Annotated in this window: 25 protein-coding genes; 17 read left to right on the top strand and 8 right to left on the bottom strand. The window is 46.9% G+C overall.

Translation table 11 applies throughout. The features are described 5' to 3' along the window. Positions 1-158: 158 nt before the first annotated feature. The 6 genes from yfmT (at position 159) to AC0DBE_RS14410 (ending at position 6885) form a co-directional block, all read left to right on the top strand. Entirely contained in the window at positions 159-1616 is a 1458-nt protein-coding gene (gene yfmT / locus AC0DBE_RS14435; protein ID WP_014112996.1) for a benzaldehyde dehydrogenase, read from the top strand. A gap of 13 nt (positions 1617-1629) precedes the next feature. Continuing rightward, positions 1630-2490, top strand: coding sequence for a methyl-accepting chemotaxis protein (locus tag AC0DBE_RS14430; RefSeq protein ID WP_072182910.1), 861 nt, complete (start codon positions 1630-1632; stop codon positions 2488-2490). 134 nt (positions 2491-2624) lie between these two features. Next, positions 2625-4514, top strand: coding sequence for an ABC-F family ATP-binding cassette domain-containing protein (locus AC0DBE_RS14425; protein WP_472962611.1), 1890 nt, complete (start codon positions 2625-2627; stop codon positions 4512-4514). Positions 4515-4637: 123 nt separating this feature from the next. Then, positions 4638-5084, top strand: a complete 447-nt coding sequence (locus AC0DBE_RS14420) for a YfmQ family protein (protein WP_072565922.1) — start codon at positions 4638-4640, stop codon at positions 5082-5084. A gap of 123 nt (positions 5085-5207) precedes the next feature. Continuing rightward, positions 5208-5630 (top strand): MerR family transcriptional regulator, encoded by a 423-nt coding sequence (locus tag AC0DBE_RS14415; RefSeq protein ID WP_003223002.1) that lies wholly within the window; start codon positions 5208-5210, stop codon positions 5628-5630. Between the two features lie 64 nt (positions 5631-5694). Continuing rightward, positions 5695-6885: an MFS transporter gene (locus AC0DBE_RS14410; RefSeq protein WP_014113000.1), complete on the top strand. Its 1191-nt coding sequence runs from the start codon at positions 5695-5697 to the stop codon at positions 6883-6885. A gap of 34 nt (positions 6886-6919) precedes the next feature. On the opposite strand, the gene AC0DBE_RS14405 is transcribed toward AC0DBE_RS14410, so the two are convergent. Next, positions 6920-7465: a GNAT family N-acetyltransferase gene (locus AC0DBE_RS14405; RefSeq protein ID WP_072182913.1), complete on the bottom strand. Its 546-nt coding sequence runs from the start codon at positions 7463-7465 to the stop codon at positions 6920-6922. 192 nt (positions 7466-7657) lie between these two features. Here AC0DBE_RS14405 and AC0DBE_RS14400 point away from each other — a divergent pair, with 192 nt between their 5' ends. Then, entirely contained in the window at positions 7658-7795 is a 138-nt protein-coding gene (locus tag AC0DBE_RS14400; protein ID WP_014113002.1) for a hypothetical protein, read from the top strand. Between the two features lie 111 nt (positions 7796-7906). Here the strand turns inward: AC0DBE_RS14400 and AC0DBE_RS14395 are convergent, their stop codons facing one another. Next, entirely contained in the window at positions 7907-9463 is a 1557-nt protein-coding gene (locus tag AC0DBE_RS14395; protein ID WP_472962609.1) for an ABC-F family ATP-binding cassette domain-containing protein, read from the bottom strand. Between the two features lie 171 nt (positions 9464-9634). Here AC0DBE_RS14395 and AC0DBE_RS14390 point away from each other — a divergent pair, with 171 nt between their 5' ends. Further along, positions 9635-10765: a DEAD/DEAH box helicase gene (locus AC0DBE_RS14390; protein WP_472962607.1), complete on the top strand. Its 1131-nt coding sequence runs from the start codon at positions 9635-9637 to the stop codon at positions 10763-10765. A gap of 67 nt (positions 10766-10832) precedes the next feature. Beyond that, a complete protein-coding gene (locus AC0DBE_RS14385; RefSeq protein WP_014113006.1) occupies positions 10833-11273 on the top strand; it encodes a GNAT family N-acetyltransferase in 441 nt (146 codons plus the stop codon). A 52-nt stretch (positions 11274-11325) separates the two neighbouring features. On the opposite strand, the gene AC0DBE_RS14380 is transcribed toward AC0DBE_RS14385, so the two are convergent. From AC0DBE_RS14380 to AC0DBE_RS14355, 6 genes are all read right to left on the bottom strand, one after another. Continuing rightward, positions 11326-12345: an NADP-dependent oxidoreductase gene (locus AC0DBE_RS14380; protein ID WP_072182915.1), complete on the bottom strand. Its 1020-nt coding sequence runs from the start codon at positions 12343-12345 to the stop codon at positions 11326-11328. Between the two features lie 103 nt (positions 12346-12448). Then, complete coding sequence (gene yfmF, locus AC0DBE_RS14375) at positions 12449-13249, bottom strand: Fe(3+)-citrate ABC transporter ATP-binding protein YfmF (RefSeq protein ID WP_072182765.1); 801 nt, start codon at positions 13247-13249, stop codon at positions 12449-12451. A gap of 12 nt (positions 13250-13261) precedes the next feature. Beyond that, on the bottom strand, positions 13262-14263 hold the full coding sequence (gene yfmE, locus AC0DBE_RS14370) for a Fe(3+)-citrate ABC transporter permease YfmE (protein ID WP_014113011.1): 1002 nt from the start codon (positions 14261-14263) through the stop codon (positions 13262-13264). After that, positions 14260-15261 (bottom strand): Fe(3+) dicitrate ABC transporter permease FecD, encoded by a 1002-nt coding sequence (gene fecD, locus AC0DBE_RS14365; RefSeq protein WP_472962604.1) that lies wholly within the window; start codon positions 15259-15261, stop codon positions 14260-14262. Before fecD ends, yfmE begins: the two co-directional genes overlap by 4 nt. A 72-nt stretch (positions 15262-15333) precedes the next feature. Then, on the bottom strand, positions 15334-16281 hold the full coding sequence (gene yfmC, locus AC0DBE_RS14360; RefSeq protein ID WP_472962602.1) for a Fe(3+)-citrate ABC transporter substrate-binding protein YfmC: 948 nt from the start codon (positions 16279-16281) through the stop codon (positions 15334-15336). Between the two features lie 109 nt (positions 16282-16390). Then, entirely contained in the window at positions 16391-16759 is a 369-nt protein-coding gene (locus AC0DBE_RS14355; protein ID WP_014113014.1) for a YfmB family protein, read from the bottom strand. 240 nt (positions 16760-16999) lie between these two features. Between AC0DBE_RS14355 and AC0DBE_RS14350 the strand changes: the two genes are divergently transcribed. The 8 genes from AC0DBE_RS14350 to AC0DBE_RS14315 all read left to right on the top strand — a co-directional run bounded on the left by AC0DBE_RS14350 (position 17000) and on the right by AC0DBE_RS14315 (position 26128). Further along, complete coding sequence (locus AC0DBE_RS14350) at positions 17000-17347, top strand: YflT domain-containing protein (protein WP_003223026.1); 348 nt, start codon at positions 17000-17002, stop codon at positions 17345-17347. A gap of 193 nt (positions 17348-17540) precedes the next feature. After that, positions 17541-18803, top strand: coding sequence for a pectate lyase (locus tag AC0DBE_RS14345; protein ID WP_014113015.1), 1263 nt, complete (start codon positions 17541-17543; stop codon positions 18801-18803). Between the two features lie 127 nt (positions 18804-18930). Then, positions 18931-20367 carry an anion permease gene (locus tag AC0DBE_RS14340; protein WP_014113016.1) on the top strand — a complete coding sequence of 479 codons (1437 nt, stop codon included), beginning with the start codon at positions 18931-18933 and terminating at the stop codon, positions 20365-20367. A 179-nt stretch (positions 20368-20546) separates the two neighbouring features. Continuing rightward, positions 20547-22133 carry a two-component sensor histidine kinase CitS gene (gene yflR, locus AC0DBE_RS14335; protein ID WP_014113018.1) on the top strand — a complete coding sequence of 529 codons (1587 nt, stop codon included), beginning with the start codon at positions 20547-20549 and terminating at the stop codon, positions 22131-22133. A gap of 13 nt (positions 22134-22146) precedes the next feature. Beyond that, a complete protein-coding gene (locus AC0DBE_RS14330) occupies positions 22147-22827 on the top strand; it encodes a response regulator (protein ID WP_014113019.1) in 681 nt (226 codons plus the stop codon). Positions 22828-22829: 2 nt separating this feature from the next. Beyond that, complete coding sequence (locus tag AC0DBE_RS14325; protein ID WP_072565933.1) at positions 22830-23789, top strand: tripartite tricarboxylate transporter substrate binding protein; 960 nt, start codon at positions 22830-22832, stop codon at positions 23787-23789. Positions 23790-23978: 189 nt separating this feature from the next. Beyond that, complete coding sequence (gene citM, locus AC0DBE_RS14320; protein ID WP_003242978.1) at positions 23979-25280, top strand: citrate transporter CitM; 1302 nt, start codon at positions 23979-23981, stop codon at positions 25278-25280. Between the two features lie 53 nt (positions 25281-25333). Then, complete coding sequence (locus tag AC0DBE_RS14315; protein ID WP_014113022.1) at positions 25334-26128, top strand: MBL fold metallo-hydrolase; 795 nt, start codon at positions 25334-25336, stop codon at positions 26126-26128. The last annotated feature ends 115 nt before the right edge of the window (positions 26129-26243 follow it).

The raw sequence follows: 26243 nt of genomic DNA, 5'->3' as shown, positions 1-26243 counted from the left end.
TATATTTTTCTGCTTTAAATGATAGAAGCGAAACAGCGTTGTCGTAAGATAGGATAGTAATTTATTACTAATAACATATTCAATTTTATGCAGGGCGAACCGATAGAAAAAATAGATTCGCCCAATTTTGACTTGCGGTTAAAAAGGAGATGCTGACCATGTTTCAATATGAAGAGTTGAATAAACAATTTATCGGCGGGAAATGGCAGGAGGGCAGCAGCCCAAATGTATTGGAAAACAAAAATCCTTATACTCAAAAAACATTCACAACCTTCCAAAAAGCGACTGTTGACGATGTAGATGAAGCGTACCGGGCAGCGGCGCTGGCGAAGAAAAAATGGGATGCGGTCAATCCGTTTGCAAAAAGAACCATTTTAGAAAAAGCCGTCACGTATATTGAAGAGAACGAAGAAGCCATCATTTATTTGATTATGGAGGAGCTTGGCGGGACAAGGCTCAAAGCGGCCTTTGAAATCGGGCTTGTCAAAAACATCATGAAAGAAGCGGCGACGTTCCCTGTCCGCATGGAAGGAAAAATTCTTCCGTCAACAATAGACGGCAAGGAAAACAGATTATATCGCGTGCCGGCAGGCGTTGTCGGTGTCATCAGTCCATTTAACTTCCCATTCTTTTTATCTATGAAATCAGTGGCGCCCGCGCTTGGCGCAGGCAATGGCGTTGTTTTAAAGCCGCATGAAGAAACGCCGATTTGCGGCGGTACGCTGATTGCGAAAATTTTTGAGAACGCGGGAATCCCAGAGGGGCTGCTGAATGTCGTTGTCACAGACATTGCAGAAATTGGAGACAGCTTTGTGGAACACCCGGTACCGCGGATCATCTCATTTACAGGTTCTACGAAAGTCGGCAGCTACATCGGCCAGCTTGCGATGAAGCATTTTAAAAAGCCGCTTCTTGAACTCGGCGGCAACAGCGCCTTTATCGTGCTTGAGGATGCGGATATCGAATATGCGGTCAATGCGGCAGTGTTCAGCAGATTTACCCATCAAGGGCAGATCTGTATGTCAGCCAACCGCGTACTTGTTCACTCATCAATTTATGATAAGTTCCTTGAAATGTATCAGGCAAAAGTGGAATCACTGAAAGTCGGCGACCCGATGGACCCTGATACGATTATTGGGCCATTAATCAACAGCAGACAGACGGACGGGTTGATGAAATCTGTTGAGAAAGCGATTGAAGAAGGTGCTGTTCCAGTCAAGCTTGGCGGATTTAACGGGACGATCGTGGAACCGACGATATTAAAAGATGTGAAACCGTTCATGAGCATTGCCAAGGAAGAGCTGTTCGGACCTGTCGTTTCCTTTATGAAGTTTGATTCAGAAGACGAAGCGGTGGATATCGCAAACGAAACGCCGTTTGGCTTGAGCGGTGCCGTACATACGTCAAATCTTGAACGCGGCGTGGCTTTTGCGAAGCGCATTGAAACAGGCATGATTCATGTCAATGACACGACAATCAATGATGAACCGAACGTGGCCTTTGGCGGTGAAAAGCAATCCGGTCTCGGCCGATTGAACGGCGAGTGGAGCCTTGAAGAATTTACGACACTGAAATGGATCTCGGTCCAGCACGAAAAACGCAGCTTCCCTTATTAATGAATAGGAGTGAATGGAATTGAGCATAAGAACGGAAAAAGAAACCGCAGATCTTCTGGACGCGTTTATCAAAGTAGCCCCTTATCTAAACAGCCTGGTCCAAGATGATATTACAATCGGCATTTACGATACGGAAAAATTACTTGTGAATATACCGGCCAAAACCTTTTCGCTAAACGTAAAAGCCGGTGATCCGTTGCAGGAAGGGGATATTATCACAGATGCCATCCGCACCAATCAGAAGAAGACGAGCATGGTTCCGAAAGAATTGTTCGGCTTCCCATTGATTGCACGTGCCATCCCGCTCCACGACGAGAATGGAAGAGTGATAGGGGGCGTCGGCCTCGGAACGAGCCTTGAGGAGTCATCAAAGCTGCATGATGTGGCGGAAAGCTTATCAGCTGTCGTTGAACAAACGGCCGCAGCCATTTCCGATATTTCTGAATCAATCAACGGGTTTTCAACTCAAATGTCGGGCATTTCCTCTCAGGCGAAAAAGGTAAGCGAAAGCGCCGGTGAAATCGCCGATATTTCAGTAACCGTGAAAGGCATCTCTGACCAAAGCAACCTGCTCGGCTTGAACGCCGCAATCGAAGCGGCGAGAGCAGGAGAGTCCGGAAAAGGCTTCTCTGTCGTCGCAGATGAGATCAGAAAGCTAGCGACGCATTCAAAAGAAAATGTCGGCCAGATTGACCAGATCACGAAAAAAATCCACAGCCTGCTGAAAGGGTTGGAGGAATCAATTGAGTCGATTAATCAGCATACAGACGGTCAAGCCGCTGCCGTTGAACAAATTTCCGCCACGATGCAGGAGATTTCAGGAAGTGCACAGCATCTCGCAAAAATGGCCGAAAAAGCGCTAGAAGAAGAATAAGAGACCGGGGACAAATGTTCCCGGTCTTTTTTCTATCCTGTATTTCCATGAAATTTGTCTGACGTTTGACTAGTTTTATTCCAGCGGCTGATTTAAAATGTACACATGAACTTACGTGAGGATTGATAGGAATCATGAGTATATTAAAAGCGGAAAATCTTTACAAAACATACGGAGATAAAACATTATTTGACCATATCTCCTTTCATATTGAAGAGAATGAGAGAATCGGATTAATCGGACCGAATGGAACAGGAAAATCAACGCTGCTGAAAGTGATCGCCGGCTTGGAATCTATTGAAGAGGGAGAAATTACGAAATCCGGCAGTGTGCACGTCGAATTTCTTCATCAAGACCCGAAGCTGCCTGCGGGGCAAACTGTGCTGGAGCATATCTATTCCGGTGAATCGGCTGTGATGAAAACCTTGCGTGAATATGAAAAAGCGCTGTATGAACTGGGGGAAGATCCCGAAAATGAACAGCGCCAGAAGCACCTGCTGGCGGCGCAGGCGAAAATGGATGCGAACAACGCGTGGGATGCGAACACCCTGGCGAAAACCGTATTGTCTAAGCTGGGCGTCAACGACGTAACAAAGCCAGTCAACGAGCTCTCAGGCGGCCAGAAAAAACGGGTGGCCATTGCCAAAAACTTAATACAGCCAGCTGATCTGCTCATTTTAGACGAGCCGACGAACCATTTGGATAATGAAACGATTGAGTGGCTTGAAGGATATTTAAGTCAATATCCCGGCTCCGTTATGCTGGTGACGCACGACAGGTATTTCTTAAACCGTGTCACGAACCGCATTTATGAGTTAGAACGAGGCAGCCTCTACACGTACAAAGGCAACTATGAAGTGTTTTTAGAAAAACGAGCGGAACGGGAAGCGCAGGCTGAGCAAAAGGAAACGAAGCGGCAAAACCTGCTGCGCCGCGAACTGGCCTGGCTCAGACGGGGAGCGAAAGCCCGTTCCACAAAACAAAAGGCGAGAATTGACCGAGTGGAGACGCTTAAGGAGCAGAAAGGCCCCCAGTCATCGGGCTCACTTGACTTTGCGATTGGCTCCCACCGTCTTGGCAAACAGGTCATTGAAGCGGAGAACGTGATGATCGCTTATGACGGCCGCGTGCTCGTCGACCGCTTTAATGAATTGGTCATACCGGGTGAACGGATCGGGATTATTGGACCGAACGGCATCGGAAAAACAACGCTGTTAAACACCCTTGCCGGCCGTCATACTCCAGACGGCGGCCATATTACGATCGGACAGACGGTCAGAATCGGCTACTATACTCAGGATCACAGTGAAATGAATGGCGAGGTAAAGGTCATTGAATATATAAAAGAAACGGCGGAGGTCGTAAAAACAGCGGATGGCGATATCATTACAGCTGAACAAATGCTGGAGCGTTTCCTCTTCCCGCGTTCGATGCAGCAGACGTATATCCGCAAGCTGTCCGGAGGGGAAAAACGCCGTTTATACTTGCTTCAGGTTCTCATGCAGGAGCCGAATGTCCTGTTTCTCGATGAGCCGACGAACGATTTGGATACTGAAACATTAAGTGTCCTAGAGGATTATATCGATCAATTCCCTGGCGTCGTCATCACCGTATCCCATGACCGCTACTTCCTTGACCGTGTCGTCGACCGTTTGATTGTGTTTGAAGGAAATGGCGTCATTTCCCGCTTCCAAGGCTCCTACAGCGACTATATGGGGGAGTCAAAAGCGAAGAAAACCGCTGAAAAACCGGCGGCTGAAGTCAAACCGGCTGAAGCCGAGCCAAAGAAAAAACGAAAAAAGCTTTCTTACAAAGATCAGCTTGAATGGGACGGCATCGAAGATAAAATTGCCCAGCTAGAAGAGAAGCATGAGCAGCTCGAAGCTGATATCGCCGCAGCAGGCAGCGATTTCGGAAAAATCCAAGAGCTGATGGCCGAGCAGGCCAAAACAGCGGAAGAGCTTGAGGCTGCTATGGACCGTTGGACAGAATTGTCTCTCATGATAGAAGAGCTGGAAAGCTAAAAAAGCGCGGCCCGCAGCAGGCCGCGCTTTTTTCACATAATGTACAAAAACGAACCGGCCAGCTTATGATAGGATGGAATTGTGTGTCAGCGGCACATGGAAAACTAACGGAGATGATGAAGTATGACATGGACGATCGTGATGTTAATCCTCATGAGTCTGGTGAAAATCGTATTAACCTGTCTTCCAACAGGCGTCATGGAATGGCTGCTCAGCAAATTCGCAGTGCACGCCAAGCTGAGTGACGAAAATGCTGTTCTCTCCCTAGATGGAAAACGTCTCGAGGGTGAAGAGAAACAGAAAGTGATTGACCATTTTAACGAAGCTGTCTTCCTGGAAAAGTATTATATATACCCAGGTGACGAAGAGCGTTTTTTACATCCGGAAAACGGCGGCACGCCGCTGGTGATAGATACGAAAAAAGGCAAAAAAGATGTGAAGCTGTTTGTATACAGCTATGACGACCATATCGACGTCGTGAAGCAGTACAAGAAGAAAGTCATTGCGTATCAATTGCTTTCTGAAAGCCTTCAAAAGCAGCCTCTGTCAGTGACAGGAAGTTTGGCTTAAACAGGATAGTGAAAGACGGGTGATTGATGCACTCGTCTTTTTTATTGATTTTTAAAACTTAACGTTTACGTTAAGGTTCAAAAGGTGTATAATGGGAACAGAAACGGCGAAGGGGGATTTACCTTGGAATGGATGAAGATAGATCAAGTAGCCAAAAGAAGCGGGCTGACTAAGCGGACCATCCGGTTTTATGAAGAAATCGGCTTGATTCCAGCGCCGAAACGGACAGACGGCGGCGTAAGGCTTTATTCAGAGGATGATATGGAGGAGCTTGAGAAAGTCATCAGCACAAAAGAGGTGCTCGGTTTTTCCCTTCAGGAGCTTCAGCATTTCATGGAAACCAGCCGCCAGCTAGAGTTAAACAAAGAGGGGTATTTGTTGTCACTGGATCCTAAGGAACGGAAAGAAAAACTGGAGGAAATTCAGGAAACCCTGAATCACCAGTTGGATTTGATTGATGAGAAAATCCGCACATTCGAAAGCTTTAAAGAACGCCTGCAAGGCATGAAAGGTAAAGCGGAACGTGCCATTCAATCAATCGAATGAAAGTTTGCCAAACGCTATTTTTGTAGCGTTTCTTTTAATGGAATAAAGATGGAGGTCAGGTCAAATGGATAAGACAAAACAAGTGAATCAGAAAACGGGCTTGCTCAGTCAGCCGAAAGCTGTATGGGCTGTCGCTTTTGCCTGTGTGATTTCCTTTATGGGAATCGGGCTGGTCGATCCAATTCTTCCGGCAATTGCCGCACAATTACATGCTTCACCTAGTGAAGTATCACTCTTGTTTACAAGTTATTTGCTTGTTACCGGATTTATGATGTTTTTCTCAGGAGCCATTTCCAGCCGCATCGGCGCGAAATGGACATTAATTCTCGGACTTATTTTTATTATTGTGTTTGCGGCGCTTGGCGGCAGCTCAAGTTCAATTGCTCAGCTAGTCGGCTATCGCGGCGGCTGGGGATTAGGTAATGCTTTGTTTATTTCAACAGCGCTTGCGGTTATCGTCGGCGTGTCAGTCGGGGGCAGCGCCCAAGCAATTATTTTGTATGAGGCTGCGCTCGGTCTCGGGATTTCTGTCGGGCCGCTTGCAGGCGGAGAGCTTGGAAGCATGTCATGGCGCGCACCGTTCTTCGGGGTATCTGTCCTGATGTTTATAGCGTTAATTGCGATTTCTTTCATGCTGCCGAAATTGCCAAAACCGGCAAAACGCGTCGGTGTGTTTGATGCCATGAAGGCGCTCAAATATAAAGGGCTATTGACGATGGCGGTATCTGCGTTCTTATACAACTTTGGATTTTTTATTTTGCTTGCTTATTCTCCATTCGTACTGGATTTAGATGAACACGGTCTCGGATATGTCTTCTTCGGCTGGGGCCTTCTGCTGGCGATTACGTCAGTCTTTACGGCGCCGCTCGTACACAAAGCGCTAGGCACAGTGCGTTCACTCGTCGTTCTCTTTATCGCCTTTGCGGCCATTCTCATGATCATGGGGATCTGGACAGACCATCAGACACTGATTATTACATGTATCGTTGTCGCCGGTGCTGTCCTCGGTATGGTCAACACCATCATGACGACAGCTGTGATGGGGGCTGCGCCTGTTGAACGATCAATCGCGTCTTCAGCCTACAGCTCAGTCCGCTTCATCGGCGGCGCACTCGCTCCGTGGATTGCGGGAATGCTGTCAGAACACTTCACCGCAAGCACACCATATACAGTAGGCGGAATCGTCGTTTTTGTCGGCATGCTTGTCCTTCTCATGGGACGTAAACATCTTGCCGGAGTTAAGGCGGGTCATTAATAACGAAAGACACTGCGCATATGCAGTGTCTTTTTTAATCATGGAACCTTCCCATTACAACCGTATTGTAGTAGTTTCCGTCAGAAAGCAATTTCTCCTTTTTTAAGATTCCTTCTGCTTCAAATCCGTATGTCTTATATAGTGAAATGGCTCTTTCGTTTGTTTCCAGGACATTCAGTGAGATTTTTTTAATTCCGTTGGTATCCGCCCAAGAGAGAGATTGCTGTAAAAGATGCTTCCCGATGCCATAACCCCAAAATTCTTTTAACACGCATACACCGAACTCCGCTTTATGCGAGGATCGCTTTAAATCAGTTCCCTCACATCTGGAAAACCCCGCGAGCCTGTCCTGCACTTCAGCAACTAAAAATAAGTTTCTCTCTTTCTCAGTATCTTCCTTTATCCGTTGTTCAAAACTCGATGCATCTATGAAATCCTCACCCTTCTCGCGGTCCATGTATTCCGTTTCTCCATCAATTTTCAGCCTTAATGCAGACAGCTTCTGTGCATCCTCTGCACAAGCTGATCGAATGGTGTATTGAAGTTCATTTACATTGAATTCTTTTTTGCCGATGATCATGTTATACCCCTTCACTATCAGTAAGTATTATTCGTTATAATGGCATTATAATCGAATTGGTGCAGGAAAGGACATCCGCTTCGGTCAGGCATCGAAGCGGCGGGCATTTATCTTGAAGAAACTTAGGATGTATCCGTTCATTTACGATTGCCATATCAGGTGATGGTTCATGCTGAAGAGGGGACGTTTGCCATGGATAAGGCAAAGCCTGACGAATATGATCAGAAGTGTTTACAGGTGCTCTATCATTACATACACAGCGTCATGAAAAACAGCTTTTCGGTTGAATGGTTCACCGCATGGGCTGATGAAAAGAGAGCTGACACTTGATGAATTCACATCGCCATTGCAGCTCATTTTAAAAGACAGAGAGCTCCTGAGAATCGTTCAGAAAAAATTGCAGTAAAAAACCCGCCCTTCAGCAGGCGGGTTTTCTTCGATTTAAAGCACTTTTGTCGTCCAAGACTCGCAGTTCCATGTTTCTGTCGCGATATCCATATAAAACTCTGGCTCGTGGGAAATGAGCAGAATCGAGCCTTTATATTCTTTGAGGGCGCGCTTGAGCTCTTCCTTTGCGTCGACATCCAAGTGGTTTGTCGGCTCATCGAGCACCAGCAGGTTTGTTTCCGAATTGATCAGCTTGCATAATCTGACTTTTGCTTTTTCGCCTCCGCTTAATACGGAAACGCGGCTTTCGATATGCTTTGTTGTCAGTCCGCATTTTGCCAGAGCGGCACGGATTTCATACTGCGTGTAAGAAGGGAATTCGCTCCATACCTCTTCGATGCACGTATTGTTGTTTGTCTCCTTGACCTCTTGCTCGAAATAGCCGGTAAAGAGATGCTCGCCGCGTTCTACAGAGCCTTCAAGCGGCTGGATTTCGCCAAGCAGGCTTTTCAGCAAGGTCGTTTTTCCGATCCCGTTTGCGCCGTAAAGAGCGATTTTTTGGCCGCGCTCCATGCGGAGGTTGAGCGGACGTGATAGCGGGGAATCGTAACCGATCACCAGATCCTTCGTTTCAAAAATCAGCTTGCCTGACGTTCTCGCCGGCTTGAAGTGGAATTCCGGTTTTGGCTTTTCTGCCGCCAGCTCGATCATATCCATCTTATCGAGTTTCTTTTGGCGGGACATCGCCATGTTTCTCGTGCTGACACGGGCTTTGTTGCGGGCAACGAAATCCTTCAGCTCTGCGACTTCCTGCTGTTGCTTTTTGTAGGCGGCTTCAAGTTGCTGTTTCTTTACCTCGTAGACTTCCATAAACTGATGGTAGTCGCCGACATAGCGTGTCAGTTCTTGATTTTCAACATGATAAATCAGGTTGATGACGCTGTTTAAGAACGGAATATCATGGGAAATCAGGATGAACGCGTTCTCGTATTCCTGCAGATAGCGTTTCAGCCATTCAATATGCTGCTCATCAAGATAGTTGGTCGGCTCATCGAGAAGCAGAATTTCCGGCTTTTCAAGGAGAAGCTTGGCGAGAAGAACCTTGGTGCGCTGTCCGCCGCTCAGATCGGTGACATCGCGCTCTAATCCGATATCGCTCAAGCCGAGGCCGCGGGCGATTTCTTCCACCTTGGAATCAATGATATAAAAATCATTGTTCGTCAGCGCGTCTTGAATTACGCCGACTTCTTCAAGCAGCTTTTCGAGCTCGTCGGGATCAGCTTCGCCCATTTTGTTGTAAATCTCGTTCATTTCTTCTTCCATCGCAAATAAATAATGGAATGCGTTTTTCAGGACGTCACGGATGGATTTTCCTTTTTCCAGCACGGTATGCTGATCCAGATAGCCGACACGGACATTTTTTGACCATTCGACTTTTCCCTCATCAGGTTCAAGCTTTCCGGTAATAATATTCATAAAGGTTGATTTTCCTTCACCATTTGCGCCGATCAGCCCGACGTGCTCGCCTTTTAACAGGCGGAAGGAGACGTTATTAAAAATGGCCCGGTCACCGAAGCCGTGGCTTAAATCCTTTACAGATAAAATACTCATGTTTACACCTCTATCGTTTGAACACGCACAATCGGCGTGAAATATTCACCCTTTTGATTATAAAGGAGGAATCGGAATGTTGAAAGGTATAGGAAAGAAAAAGAAAAATTGCGTTCCGGGCGAGGTTTTGAGATACTATGGAATAGATTTCAGGAATTGAGGAGAACAAAAATGACGCAAACTTGGCCATTTTTACATAATGCACAATCATTTATACAAGAGAATTGGAATGCTTCCGGCTTTCAAAAGCCAACCCCTGTTCAGGAGCAGGCAGCACAGCTGATCATGGACGGAAAGGATGTCATCGCGGAATCTCCGACAGGCACAGGTAAAACACTTGCATACGCACTGCCGGTCTTGGAACGGATCAAACCAGATCAGAAGCATCCGCAGACGGTGATTTTAGCGCCTTCGCGTGAGCTGGTGATGCAGATTTTTCAGGTGATTCAGGATTGGAAAGCGGGCTCAGAGCTGCGCGCAGCTTCCTTAATCGGCGGGGCGAATGTGAAAAAGCAGGTTGAAAAGCTGAAAAAACATCCGCATATCATTGTTGGTACGCCGGGCAGGGTGTTTGAACTGATTAAAACGAAGAAACTCAAAATGCATGAAGTGAAAACGATTGTACTGGATGAAACGGATCAGCTTGTCCTGCCGGAGCATCGCGAAACGATCAAGCAGATCATTAAAACGACATTAAGAGACCGGCAGCTTCTATGTTTTTCTGCCACTCTTAAAAAGGAAACAGAAGACGTGCTCCGTGAATTGACGCACGAGCCTGAGAATCTGAATGTGGCTAGAAGCAAAGCGGAAGCAGGCAAAGTGAAGCACCAATACCTCATTTGTGACCAGCGTGACAAAGTAAAGCTGCTGCAAAAGCTTTCAAGACTTGAAGGCATGCAGGCGCTTGTGTTTGTGAGAGACATCGGCAACCTGAGCGTATACGCGGAAAAACTGGCGTACCATCATGTCGATCTTGGCATTCTTCACAGTGAGGCGAAAAAGATGGAGCGGGCGAAGATCATTAAAGCGTTTGAACAGGGCGAGTTTCCGCTGCTGCTGGCGACTGACATTGCCGCGCGCGGCTTGGATATCGAAAACCTGCCGTACGTGATTCATGCTGATATTCCTGACGAAGACGGCTATGTTCACAGATCAGGCCGAACAGGACGGGCTGGGAAAGAAGGCAACGTGCTGAGCCTCGTAACGAAACTGGAAGAATCAAAGCTGAAAAAAATGGCGAAGAAGCTTGGCGTGGAGCTGAGTGAAGCTGTTTATGCAGGCGGAAAATTGAAGACGAAATAAAAAGGAGGGCGGAAAGCCCTTCTTTTTGTTGTAAAATAATAGAAAAAGGTTCGTGCGGGGTGAGGAGATGGCTTCAATAGACAGATTTCAAATATTGAAGGAGCCTGAGCTGAAAATTCTTGAACAATGGTTTGAAAATGAGGATACCATGCGAAGAATGGATGGGATGCTGCCATTAGATGTGTGGTATGCACGAGTGAATAAAGATGAAGACAATACTGTCATCATGGCATATGACGGGCAGCTGCCGGCAGGGATGGTTGTTATGGAGTTCGTGGGGGAGCGGGCGTATATTGGATTGATCGTAAATCCTTTGTGCCGGCTTCAAGGGTACGGAAAACAGATATTAAAAAAACTGCTGAATGACCCTGATTTTACTAGAGTGCGGGAATGGGCTGCATGCATTGAAGAAGACAATCGAATCAGTTTGGCTTGCTTTCAAGCAGCTGGATTTACTATGGAAGAACCTGATGAAGATGGCTTTCTCACTTTGATTCTTCGGACCTGACCATACACAAAAACAAGGAGGGCAAAAAGCCCTCCTTGTTTTCATTATCATGTCAGCTCGGATCACTGACTTTGATCAGCTGTTTTCCTTTATTTTCGCCTTTAAATAAGCCGAGAAACGCGTCAGGAATGTTTTCGAAGCCTTCTGTGATGGTTTCCTCGTAATGGAGCTTTCCGTCCTTCAGCCATTCGGCCAGCTGTTTTGCTCCCTCAGAAAAGCGATCGGAGTAGTCGCCTACAATAAACCCTTGCATCAGCGACTTCGTTTTGATCAGCTTCGATTGGACGCGAGGTCCTATGTCATCTGCTTCACTTTCCGCGTTGTAGGAAGAAATGGCGCCGCACACCGGAATGCGGGCAAATTCATTGAGCAGGTTCATGACCGCATCTGAAATCGGCCCGCCGACATTGTCAAAATACACATCGATACCGTCAGGACAAGCGTCTTCAAGCGCTTTCTGGATATCTTCTGCTGTTTTGTAATTGATGGCTTCGTCAAATTGCAGCTCCTGTTTTAAATACGCTATTTTTTCATCAGAGCCTGCGATGCCGACGACTCGCGCGCCTTTGATTTTGGCAATTTGCCCGACCGCTGAACCGACGGCTCCCGCAGCTCCGGAGACGACCACGGTTTCACCTTCCTTCGGGCGCCCGATGTCCAGCAGTCCGAAATATGCCGTCAAGCCGGTCATTCCCAAAATGCCGAGATAGGCCGAAGCGGGAGCGAGGCTTGTATCAATTTTTCGCAAGGCAGACTCGCTGACAGCCGAAAATTCCTGCCAGCTGAGGTTTCCGATGACGATATCGCCTTTTTTCAGATGCTCACCGTCTGACACGACTTCAGCGATAACCCCGCCAGAGAGTGCTTCATCCAAGCCGAACGGTTCAACATATGACTTCGTATCCTGCATACGGCCGCGCATATAAGGGTCAACCGATACATAAAGCGTTTTGACAAGCACTTCACACTGCTGGGGTTCAGGGACGGGGATCGTTTCAAAGCGGAAGTCTTCATGAACGGGAACCCCTTGCGGACGTCTGGCTAATTGAATCTGCTGCTGAGTTTTTGTCATATTCATCCTCCTATTACTTGATTGACACCAATGTAACACGGACTAGTGATGAAATACAAAAGGTACGCAGGCATAGAAAAAAGGAGAGGGTTTCCTCTCCTTTTTATGTCGCCCGTAATTTCGGGCACAGGCCCGTCGGCAGGCACATGGGCTTCTGGTCGATCGGGCTTCTCATGATGCAGCATTCCAAGCCGAAGACTTCACGGAAAAACGGCTGGGTAAACACATCTTCCGGTGTTCCGGCATTGTATATTTTTCCGTCCAGCACACTGATCAGATAGTCAGCATATTGAGCGGCCTGGTTTAAATCATGGAGCACCATCACAACGGTGCGGCCATGATCGCGGTTTAGCTTTTTCAGCAGCTCGAGCACTTCAATCTGGTGTGAAATGTCTAAATACGTGGTCGGTTCATCAAGCAAAAGCAAATCAGTGCCTTGCGCAAGCGCCATGGAAATCCATGCTCTTTGTCTTTGGCCGCCTGACAGGGCATCCAGTGTCCGTTCTTTCAGCTCAATCATGCCCGTTGCGTCCAGCGCCCACTCTACCATGTCGTGATCCTCTTGGGTATGCTTGGATAACAGCTTTTTGTGAGGATGTCTGCCGAAATAGCATAATTCCTCTACCGTCAATCCTTCAGGAGCCTGAGGAGATTGAGGAAGAATGGCCAGTTTTTTTGCGACTTCTTTTGACGGCTGGCGGTGTATATCTTTTCCTTCCAATAGGACCGTACCGCTTTTTGGAGCCATCAGCCTGGCGAGCGATTTGAGGATTGTTGATTTCCCGCAGCCATTGGCGCCGATGAGCGCAGTGATTTTTCCTTCTTCTATCTTTAAATCGACTCCGTCAATAATCACTGTGCTGTCATATGAAAGAGTGAGCTGGTCTGCAGCCAGTTTTCCCATGGTATCCTCTCCCTACTGTTTCCTCGCTTCGAATTTCAATAAATATAAAAAATAAGGCGCGCCGATCACGGCTGTCAATATTCCGGCCGGTATTTCAACCGGAGGCATGATGCCGCGCCCTAACGTATCTGCAATTAATAATATAATAGCACCAATCAATGCTGATGCAGGCAGTAAATATTTAGCTTTTTCTCCGGTAAGCCGTCTGGCGATATGCGGAGCAAGCAAGCCAATAAAACCGATTGAGCCGACGACGGCTACACAGCTTCCCGCCAGTGCAACCGCGGTGAAAATCAGGATGAATCTCAGCCGGTTTGCGTTTTCGCCGAGACCCTGCGCAAGCTCATCACCGAGTGACATAAGATCCAGCTTCGGTATGAGAATACAGACGATCGGAAAAAGAACCAAAAGCCATGGTGCAAGCAGCTTGACTTCTTCCCAGTTTCTTCCCCATAGGCTCCCTGTCAGCCAAATGAGTGCAGCATTCACGTCGCCCGGAAACTTGACCATCATATATTGCATCCCGGCGTGGCAAACCGCGCCTAAGGCAATGCCTGATAAAGCCAATGAAGAGGGCTGAATGCTTTTTTTGCGGGCTATCATTAATAATAGTACAGCAATAATGGCTGCTCCGGCAAATGCAGAGAACGGAAGCACGTACACCGGCGATTCAGGAAAGATCAGAATGACAGCCATCGCCGCAAGTCCGGACCCTTTTGAAATGCCGACAACGTCCGGGGAAGCGAGCGGGTTGCGGATGACACCCTGCAAAATCGCTCCGGCCGCGGCAAGCCCGGCACCGGCCAAAATCGCTAATATAATCCGTGGCAGGCGGTATTGCTGGATGATGAATTCAAAGGAATGATCCAGTCCCAACAAGTTCGTCACTACCGCATCCGGTGAAATGTATAATGCACCGAAGCCGATGCTGATGACGGACAGAACGATCAGAATCACGGCCAATATGAGTATCGCCAGCAAGGGGCGTTTTTGTTTTCTGGTTGTTTTCTTCATTTCAGATTTCGCCCTTTCCTTGCCAAATATAAGAAGAACGGTGTTCCGATAATCGCGGTGACGATGCCGACCGGTGATTCATAAGGAAATGCAATCCACCTGGCCAGAACATCTGCGTACACCAGCAATATGGCACCGAGCAGCGCCGAAAACGGAAGCACGTATTGATAATGTTCTCCGATCAGCTTGCGGACAATATGTGGAACGAGCAGTCCAACAAAGCCGATCGGCCCGGCGACAGCTACGGAAGCACCGGATAGAATTAAAATGATAAAGCTGATCAGAATCCGGATGCCGTTCATATTTTGCCCAAGCCCTTTTGCTGTTTCGTCTCCGAGACCAAGTACAGAAACAGAACCGGAAAACACGAGGGCAAGCCCGATGCCGATGACAGTAAACGGAGCGATGGTCATGACGTCCTGCCAATTGCTTCCGTCAATCGCGCCTGTCATCCAGTACAGAACATCCTCTCCCGACTCATTTAAAATAATGATGGCCTGTGTCATGGAGGAGAGGAACAGATGCACCGCCATTCCCGACAATGCCAGCTTGACAGGTGTCATTCCGCCGGATGAGGCAATCATATACACAATCGCGCCGCCTGCAGCCGCACCCGCAAAAGCGAATACAACGGAAGAATAGGGCGATGCCGGCAGAATGACGAGAGAAGCAACGACAAAAAGCGATGCACCCGCATTCACACCGAAAATTTGAGGTGAAGCCAGAGGGTTTCTGGTCATGGCCTGCATCAGCGCCCCTGCTACGGCCAGGCTGGCGCCGACGAAAACGCCGATCAATGTGCGGGGAAGGCGAAGAGTAGAGATGATGAGCTGTTCCTTTGAACCATCCCATACAAAAAGATATTTCAATGAATCTATGATGCCGATGTCTGAGGCTCCTACTGAAAGATTCAGCCCAAGCCCGAATATCAAAATGATCAGTGCGATGATGAACATCATCAGTCTTGATGATGAGCGCCGTTTGGGTGAATGATACAACAGTCTCACTTCCTTACTGCGTCTGGTTGCAAAAACGAAGAAGCAAGGATTTCCCCTCGCTTCTCATTTGTCCTATTTATTATACACTTTTTTAAGCACGTCTTTGGCGCTTGTTTCACTAGACTTGATGCCTCTGAATCTTGTCCAAGTGTCACGGTCCGCATTATAGACTTGTCCGTTTTTCACCGCTTTGAGATTTTTCCAGAGCGGGTTCTTTTTCCACTCATCTACAATTGTCTTGCCTTCGTTGGCTGAGATGAACAAAATATCAGGATCGATTTTGCTCAATTGCTCGAGGCTGACCTCTTGATAGGCGTTATCTGACTTCACAGCGTGTGTAAAGCCAAGCATTTTAAAGATTTCTCCGTCATAAGATGATGACGTATGAAGCTGGAAGGAATCTGCTCTTGCAACTCCGAGAACGATGTTGCGGTTTTCGTCTTTCGGGAGTTCCGCTTTTAGATCGTTGATGACTTTTTTGTGCTCGGCAAGCTTTTCTTTACCTTCATCTTCTTTATTTAATGCTTTAGCAATGGTTGTAAAGCTGTCGATCGTTTCGTCATATGTCGCTTCCCGGCTCTTTAATTCTATCGTCGGGGCGATTTGTTTCAGCTGTTTATAAATGTTTTTATGGCGCTCAGCGTCAGCGATAATTAAATCAGGCTTCAAGGAACTGATGACCTCAAGATTTGGTTCGCTGCGTGTGCCTACAGATGTATAATCAATGGAGCTGCCGACAAGCTTTTTAATCATATCTTTTTTGTTGTCATCGGCGATGCCCACCGGCGTAATGCCAAGATTGTGAACGGCATCCAAGAATGAAAGCTCAAGCACTATCACCCGCTTAGGTGTGCCGCTTACTGTCGTTTTTCCTTCTTCGTCATGGATCACTCTGGAATCCTTAGACTTGCTTTCGCTGCTCCCGCTGTTATTCTGGCTGGATGAACAGCCGGATACAATGAAGCAGGCGATTAATAAAACACTCATGATGGCAATCAACTTGTTAGAATAGGTGCGCATGTCATTCTTCCTTTTTTTAGATTTAGTAATGAGAATCATTATCACATGTAAACACTATAATAGCATGGCTCATCATGTCAATATTTTTTTAGTAAAGAAAGCTTCGGTTTTACTGCTTTCTCATGAAAGCATCATCAGACACAAATAAATGGTATACAGCATTGCCGTGTCTGCGGGATAAAAACGCATTGGCATTGGTTTTAGAGGTTTCGAGCATTTCAGCGTTGACATATGGAAGGAGAGCGCCGAGATAGCCGGACAATTTCTTTTCTATTTCTTCTGCGAGTGCGAATTCAATGTCGCCGATATTCATAATAATCGAGAAAACAAAGTCGATATCGATATGAAAATGTTCCTCAGCAAAGACCGCAAGCTCGTGAATTCCGGGTGAACAGCCGGATCGCTGATGAAAAATCTGTTTGACTAAATCACTCACAACCCATGCATTATATTGCTGTTCTGGTGAAAAATATTGCATTAGACATACCTCCTGCTTGTACGGATAAAGTGCAATTCATGATCGTTTGCTCCGCGCAGCGGTTTCTCTTTGATTTTGACTTTTCTGAAAATAGTTTCGTTCCTACCACTTTACCATGGGCCGAAAATAAATGGCTACTACCATTCTTCCTGTTTTTCTATTCAATGTTCTGGAATCTGTTTCGTCCATAGGTGATCGGGTATGAAAGAAATATAGTAATCATGAAGGAGGAATGTCGGAATGAAACCAGTTGTAAAAGAGTATACAAACGACGAACAGCTCATGAAGGATGTAGAAGAATTACAGCAAATGGGTGTTGCGAAAGAAGATGTATACGTCTTAGCTCACGACGATGACAGAACGGAACGGCTGGCAGACAACACGAACGCCAACACGATCGGAGCCAAAGAAACGGGTATTAAGCATGCGGTAGGAAACGTGTTTAATAAAAAAGGGGACGAGCTCCGCAATAAAATTCATGAAATCGGTTTTTCTGAGGATGAAGCCGCTCAATTCGAAAAACGTTTAGATGAAGGGAAAGTGCTTCTCTTTGTGACCGATAATGAAAAAGTGAAATCCTGGGCGTAATGCAGGGAAAAAACCCAAAAGGCCAACTTCGGCTTTTTGGGTTTTTTTGCGGTCTTTGCGGTGTATGTTTTGCAGAATGCCGCAATAAGATAGCGGAACATTTTCGGTTCTGGATGTCCCTCAATTTGCTATCATAGCTTTGTGAGAAATTGGAATATAATCTCACAAAATAGAAAATGGGGGTTCATAGTGAATGAAAAAAGTGATGTTAGCCACGGCTCTGCTGTTAGGGTTGACTCCAGCTGGCGCGAACGCGGCGGATTTAGGCCATCAGACATTAGGATCAAATGATGGCTGGGGCGCGTACTCGACTGGTACAACAGGCGGATCAAAAGCGTCGTCCTCGAATGTGTATACCGTCAGCAACAGAAACCAGCTTGTCTCGGCATTAGGCAAGGACACCAACACAACGCCAAAAATTATTTATATTAAGGGAACGGTTGACATGAACGTCGATGACAATCTGAAGCCGCTTGGTTTAAATGATTATAAAGATCCAGAGTACGATTTGGACAAATATTTGAAAGCCTATGATCCTAGCACATGGGGCAAAAAGGAGCCGTCGGGGACACTAGAAGAGGCGAGAGCACGCTCTCAGAAAAATCAAAAAGCACGAGTCATGGTGGATATTCCTGCAAACACGACGATCGTCGGTTCTGGGACAAATGCCAAAATCGTGGGCGGAAACTTCCAGATCAAGAGTGATAATGTCATCATCCGCAACATCGAATTCCAGGATGCTTATGATTATTTTCCGCAATGGGATCCGACTGACGGCAGCTCAGGAAACTGGAACTCACAATACGACAACATCACGATAAACGGCGGCACGCATATATGGATTGACCACTGTACATTTAATGACGGCTCACGTCCGGACAGCACATCGCCAAAGTATTTCGGCAGAAAATATCAGCACCATGACGGCCAAACCGATGCCTCTAACGGCGCTAACTATATCACGATGTCTTACAACTATTATCACGATCATGATAAAAGCTCCATTTTCGGATCAAGCGACAGCAAAACATCTGATGATGGCAAATTAAAAATTACGCTTCACCATAACCACTACAAAAATATCGTCCAGCGCGCACCGAGAGTCCGCTTCGGACAGGTTCACGTATACAATAACTATTATGAAGGCAGCACAAGCTCCTCAGATTATGCCTTCAGCTATGCGTGGGGAATCGGAAAATCATCTAAAATCTACGCTCAAAACAATGTCATTGACGTACCGGGACTGCCAGCTGCTAAAACGATCAGCGTATTCAGCGGGGGAACGGCTTTATATGACTCAGGTACACTTCTAAATGGCACGCAGATCAGCGCATCGGCTGCAAACGGGCTGAGTTCTTCTGTCGGCTGGACACCGTCACTGCACGGCACAATCGATGCTTCCGCGAATGTAAAATCGAATGTTATATCTCAAGCGGGTGCGGGTAAACTAAATTAAGAAATGTAAAAACACAAAGGGCTGCTCACCTTTGTGTTTTTTAATTAATTAAAATGTTTATTAACTTAGTTAAGGAGTAGAATGGGAAAGGGGATCGGAAAACAAGTATATAGGAGGAGACCTATTTATGGCTTCAGAAAAAGACGCAGGAAAACAGTCAGCAGTAAAGCTTGTTCCATTGCTAATTACTGTCGCTGTGGGACTAATCATTTGGTTTATTCCCGCTCCGTCCGGACTTGAACCTAAAGCTTGGCATTTGTTTGCGATCTTTGTCGCGACAATTATCGGCTTTATCTCCAAGCCCTTGCCAATGGGTGCAATTGCAATTTTTGCATTGGCGGTTACTGCACTAACTGGAACACTTTCAATTGAGGATACATTAAGCGGATTCGGGAATAAGACCATCTGGCTTATCGTTATCGCATTCTTTATTTCCCGGGGATTTATCAAAACCGGGCTCGGTGCGAGAATTTCGTATGTATTCGTTCAGAAATTCGGGAAAAAAACCCTTGGACTTTCTTATTCACTGCTGTTCAGTGATTTAATACTTTCACCTGCCATTCCAAGTAATACGGCGCGTGCAGGAGGCATTATATTTCCTATCATCAGATCATTATCCGAAACATTCGGATCAAGCCCGGCAAATGGAACAGAGAGAAAAATCGGCGCATTCTTATTAAAAACCGGTTTTCAGGGGAATCTGATTACATCTGCTATGTTCTTAACGGCGATGGCGGCGAACCCGCTGATTGCCAAGCTGGCCCATGATGTCGCAGGGGTGGACTTAACATGGACAAGCTGGGCAATTGCCGCGATTGTACCGGGACTTGTAAGCTTAATCATCACACCGCTTGTGATTTACAAGCTGTATCCGCCGGAAATTAAAGAAACACCGGATGCGGCGAAAATCGCAACAGAAAAACTGAAAGAAATGGGACCGTTCAAAAAATCAGAGCTTTCCATGGTTATCGTTTTTCTTTTGGTGCTTGTGCTGTGGATTTTTGGCGGCAGCTTCAACATCGACGCAACCACAACCGCATTGATCGGTTTGGCGGTTCTATTATTATCACAGGTTCTGACTTGGGATGATATTAAGAAAGAACAGGGCGCTTGGGATACGCTCACTTGGTTTGCGGCGCTTGTCATGCTGGCCAACTTCCTGAATGAGCTAGGCATGGTGTCTTGGTTCAGTAATGCCATGAAATCTTCTGTATCAGGATTCTCTTGGATCGTGGCATTCTTAATCTTAATTGTTGTGTATTTCTATTCACACTACTTCTTTGCAAGCGCGACAGCCCACATCAGCGCGATGTATTCAGCATTTTTGGCTGTGATCGTGGCAGCGGGCGCACCGCCGCTTTTAGCAGCACTGAGCCTCGCATTCTTCAGCAACCTGTTCGGGTCAACGACTCACTACGGTGCTGGAGCGGCTCCAGTCTTCTTCGGAGCAGGCTACGTTCCGCAAAGCAAATGGTGGTCCATCGGATTTATCCTGTCGATCGTCCATATTGTCGTATGGCTTGTCATCGGCGGATTATGGTGGAAAGTACTAGGAATATGGTAGAAAGAAAAAGGCAGACACGGTCTGCCTTTTTTATTTTAAAGCAATTCCCTTATCTTCATTCAACTAATCTGCAAAACATATTTCCTCCTATTGTTTACCTTCAAAGATATGGATTTTGAAAAATGAGAAAATTCCCTATGAAAAATGGTATGATCTAGGTAGAAAGGACGGCTGGTGCTGTGGTGAAAAAGCGGTTCCATTTTTCCCTGCAAACAAAAATAATGGGGCTGATTGCGGCTCTGCTGGTTTTTGTCATTGGTGTGCTGACTATTACGTTAGCCGTTCAGCATACACAGGAACAACGGAGACAGGCAGAGCAGCTGGCGGTTCAGACTGCGAGAACCATATCTTATATGCCGCCGGCTAAAGAGCTCATTGAGAGAAAAGGCGGACATGCGGCTGAGAAGCAAGAGGTCATTGAACGAATGAAAGAACAGACTGGCGCGTATGCCATTTATGTGTTGGACGAAAAAGGAGACATTCGGAGCGCCTCGGGTAAAAGCGGCCAAAAGAAACTGGAGCGCAGCAGAGAAATTTTGTTTGGCGGCTCGCATGTTTCTGAAACAAAAGCGGATGGACGAAGAGTCATTAGGGGGAGCGCGCCGATTATTAAAGAGCAGAACGGATACAGCCAAGTGATCGGCAGCGTGTCTGTTGATTTTCTGCAAACCGAGACAGAACAAAGCATCAAAAAGCATCTGAGAAACTTGAGTGTGATCGCTGTGCTTGTGCTGCTGCTTGGATTTGCCGGTGCCGCCGCACTGGCGAAAAGCATCAGGAAGGATACGCTTGGCCTTGAGCCGCATGAGATCGCGGCTCTTTATCGGGAGAGGAATGCAATGCTTTTCGCAATTCGAGAAGGGATCATTGCCACCAATCGTGAAGGCGTCGTCACCATGATGAATGTATCGGCGGCCGAGATGCTAAAGCTTCCCGAGCCTGTGATCAATCTCCCTATTGATGACGTTATGCCGGGAGCCAAGCTGAAGAGTGTGCTTGAGCAAGGAGAAATGCTGCCGAACCAAGAGGTAAACGTCAATGATCAAACTTTTATTATCAATACGAAAGTGATGACTCAAGGCGGGCAGGCGTATGGGATTGTCGTAAGCTTTCGGGAGAAAACAGAGCTGAAAAAGCTGATCGATAAACTGACAGAGGTTCGCAAATATTCAGAGGATCTTAGGGCGCAGACCCATGAATTTTCAAATAAGCTTTACGCGATCTTAGGGCTGCTTGAGCTTGGTGAGTATGATGAAGCCATTGATCTGATTAAAGAGGAATACGCGATACAAAATGAGCAGCATGATATTTTATTCCATAACATCCATTCGCAGCAGGTGCAGGCGATTTTGTTAGGAAAAATAAGCAAAGCATCGGAAAAGAAGGTCAAGCTTTCTATTGATGAGAACAGCTCGCTCGCGCCTCTTCCTGCACATATCGGCTTGTCTCATCTCATTACGATTATCGGCAACTTAATTGATAACGCTTTCGAAGCTGTAGCGGATCAAAGCGTGAGGGAGGTATTGTTTTTCATCACGGATATGGGCCGTGATATTGTCATCGAAGTATCAGACACAGGGCCTGGTGTACCGCTTGATAAGACAGAAGCTGTGTTTGAAAGAGGTTATTCCTCAAAGGGGATGAAGAGAGGCTACGGTCTGGCCAATGTGAAAGACTCAGTGCGTGAACTGGGCGGCTGGATCGAACTGGCGAATCAAAAAACTGGCGGTGCGGTATTCACTGTGTTTATACCGAAGGAGGAATAAAGGGGGAATCCATTTGATTCACATCGCGATTGCGGAGGATGATTTTCGGGTTGCGCAAATCCATGAGAGATTGATTGAACAGCTTGATGGATTCAAGATTATCGGCAAGGCGGCCAATGCCAAAGAAACAATGGCGCTTTTGGAGAAACAAAAGGCTGATTTGCTTTTGCTGGATATTTATATGCCGGACGAGCTTGGGACCACATTGATTCCTGAGCTACGAAGCCGATTTCCTGAAGTGGATATTATGATTATCACAGCGGCTACAGAAACCCGTCATTTGCAGGAAGCGCTCAGGGCAGGGATTGCCCACTATTTGATCAAACCCGTAACGGCTGACAAGTTCAGACAGGTGCTGCTTCAGTATAAAGAAAAAAGGAAGCTGCTTTTGTCTCAGCCAGAGGTCAGCCAATCCATGATTGATCATATTTTCGGGAACAGTGTGAAGACATCTTTGCCGGCAGAGGATTTGCCGACAGGCATTAATTCGATTACACTGCGAAAAATTAAGGAAGCGCTTCGAACTGCGTCAGAAGGATTGACAGCGGAAGAGCTTGGAGAAAAAATGGGAGCGTCACGAACGACTGCCCGCCGCTATGCCGAGTACCTTGTGGCAAAGGATGAAGCAAGAGCCGAGCTTGAATACGGGATTATCGGCAGGCCGGAGAGAAAATATTATTTGGCGGCGGACTAGATATGAAAAAATGTATGATTCTATTGATTGCTTTATTGGTCTTTATGCAGGGGGACATCAGGCAGGCGGCTGCGCCGCGCCTGCCTGACGGGCCGATTGAAATTGTCGTCCCCGCTGAACCTTCTGGCGGCTGGGATGTCACAGCGCAGGCGATCCAAGCCGTTTTGAGGAAGAAGCAGATCGTGAAGGATGAGGTTCATATCGTCTATAAACCCGGCGGCGGGGGAGATAAAGGCTGGAAATATGTCAACGAAAGCAGCAAACAGACCATCAGCATGACGTCCAGTTTAATACTGAGCAATGATCTTCTTGGGCAAAGCAAATTAAAAATTGACGATTTTACTCCGCTCGCCATTCTCTCCAAGGAATGGCAGACGGTTGCATTGCCAAAAGGATCGGCGTTAACTAACGGCAAGGATTTGCTGAATGAAATTAAGATGCATCCCGGCAAGGTGAAAATCGGCTTTGCCCCGGGCCTCGGCAATGATGATCAGCTCTCGTTCGTCAGAGCGGCAGATATGTACGGCATTGACTCTTTTGACATTCAATTTTTGCAGTATGACAGCAGTGAACAGCTCATTCAGGCGCTGATCAGACATGAGATAGAAGCGGCTTCAATGACACTTTCTGAAGCGAAACCATATGAGCGGCACGGCGATATCACGTTAGCTGCTGTAACGTCTGATAAAAGACTTCCCGGTTTTCCTGATGTACCAACGTGGAAAGAGCAGGGGATTCCGTTTGTTTTTTCACATTGGAGAGGGGTTTTGGGTCCGAAAAACATGTCGGAGGAAGAGATTTCTTTCTGGGATCAAGCGCTAAAGAAGGTCACATCCTCGCCTGAATGGAAGCGGAAAATAAATGAACTGGACTGGGAAAGCTTTTATTTGAACAGCAGGGAAACGAAACGGTTTCTTGACCAGCAATCCGCTTTTTACCAAAGCATTATGACAGGGAATTAAGATCCCGGCATTCCGGGATCTTTTTGATGTGCCCAAAAATGATCAAAAAGAACAAAACGGTTATAAAAAATTAAAAATACATAAAAACCAAATTATTTACTTGCGAGTGGTTTTCCCATACGATGGCAAAAAGGCAAGGGGAAGTAAGGGAGAAAAAATGTAAGCGGATTCATTTAAGGGGGAATGGATGTGTTAGCAATTTTAGGCTTTCTCATGATGCTCGTGTTTATGGCATTGATCATGACAAAACGGCTTTCTGTTTTGACAGCATTAGTTTTGACGCCGATTGTGTTTGCACTTATCGCCGGATTTGGATTTACTGAAGTTGGGGACATGATGATTTCGGGGATTCAGCAAGTCGCGCCGACTGCGGTCATGATTATGTTTGCGATCTTATATTTTGGAATTATGATTGATACAGGGCTGTTTGATCCGATGGTTGGCAAAATTTTAAGCATGGTCAAAGGCGACCCTTTAAAAATTGTGGTCGGGACAGCGGTTCTTACGATGCTCGTCGCCTTGGACGGAGACGGTTCGACTACTTATATGATTACGACAAGCGCAATGCTTCCGCTCTATCTGCTGCTTGGCATCCGGCCGATTATCCTGGCGGGAATCGCGGGAGTCGGCATGGGAATTATGAACACGATTCCATGGGGTGGCGCGACGCCGCGGGCGGCGAGCGCGCTGGGGGTTGATCCAGCTGAGCTTACAGGGCCGATGATTCCTGTCATTGCAAGCGGAATGCTTTGTATGGTGGCGGTTGCGTATGTGCTTGGAAAAGCGGAACGAAAGCGCCTTGGTGTAATTGAACTGAAACAGCCGGCCAATGCCAATGAACCGGCGGCTGCGGTTGAAGATGAGTGGAAGCGGCCGAAGCTTTGGTGGTTTAATTTATTGTTAACGCTTTCTTTAATAGGATGTTTGGTATCGGGTAAAGTCAGTTTAACCGTACTGTTTGTCATTGCGTTTTGTATTGCACTGATTGTGAATTATCCAAACCTTGAGCATCAGAGACAGCGCATCGCAGCACACTCCAGCAACGTGCTGGCCATCGGCTCCATGATTTTTGCTGCGGGGGTGTTTACGGGGATTTTGACAGGCACCAAAATGGTTGATGAAATGGCGATTTCGCTCGTATCTATGATTCCTGAACAAATGGGCGGGTTGATCCCGGCGATTGTGGCCTTAACAAGCGGCATTTTCACATTCCTGATGCCGAATGACGCGTATTTCTACGGGGTGCTGCCGATTTTATCAGAAACGGCTGTCGCATACGGTGTGGATAAAGTGGAAATTGCCAGAGCCTCTATTATCGGCCAGCCGATTCATATGCTGAGCCCGCTTGTGCCGTCCACTCATTTGCTTGTCGGACTTGTCGGAGTTTCTATTGACGACCATCAAAAATTCGCCTTGAAATGGGCGGTTCTCGCAGTGATCGTCATGACGGCTATCGCTCTATTGATCGGTGCGATCTCTATTTCCGTATGATAATTCAGGCGTAATGACACACTAACGGCATACAACATACCGGAGGTGTCATCATGAGTGATCCTTATATGCCGATGACTTCAGTCAGAAGCGGAACGGGGTTCGAAGCGGCAAAAGGAGTGCACGGCCTGACCGTGCAAATTGCGAATGTCTATTTTATTCAGCTGCCTTCTGAACCTCGCTCATTTGTTTTAATTGATGCCGGCATGCCTCAATCAGCCGGCATGATTGTAAATGAAGCCAAACAAAGATTCGGCGATGATTTTCAGCTGAAGGCGATTATCCTCACACACGGGCACTTTGATCATATCGGGGCGATAGAAGAAATCCTTGAGCATTGGGATGTTCCTGTTTATGTCCATTCTCGGGAAATGCCTTATGTAACAGGTAAAGAGGATTATCCTCCGGCTCGTCCTGACAGTAAGAGCGGGCTGGTCGCCAAACTGTCACCGCTGTTTCCGCGGCACTCCATCGATATTTCCTCACATGTGCAGGCACTGCCGGAAGACGGCTCTGTACCGTTTCTTGACGAGTGGATGTGGATTGCGACTCCCGGACACACACCCGGCCATATTTCGTTATTCCGCGAGGACGGGCGCGTGCTTGTGGCAGGTGATGCAGTCATTACAGTGGAACAGGAGAAAATGGCAGACGTCTTGATTCAAAAACAGGAGCTTCATGGGCCGCCGGCTTATTTCACGCCTGACACAGGGACTGCTGCCGAATCCATTCAGAAGCTTGCCGGCCTTGAACCGGAAGCACTGCTGACGGGGCATGGCATACCGATGACCGGCAAAAACTTTCGCAGTGACTTAATTGAATTGGCAAATCGTTTATCGTCTCTTTGACACCCGCGGACACACGGGTGTTTTTTATTGTTTTCCAAGAAGATACAGAAAAATCATTTGTCTTCCGGCTTAAAAACGATACAATGAAAAGCATGAATGTGATTTGAAGGGGAGA

It is taken from the genome of Bacillus sp. VA15, from assembly GCF_055721145.1.
Note: the sequence above shows the minus strand (reverse complement) of the source record. Positions and strands in the feature narration are given on the sequence as shown.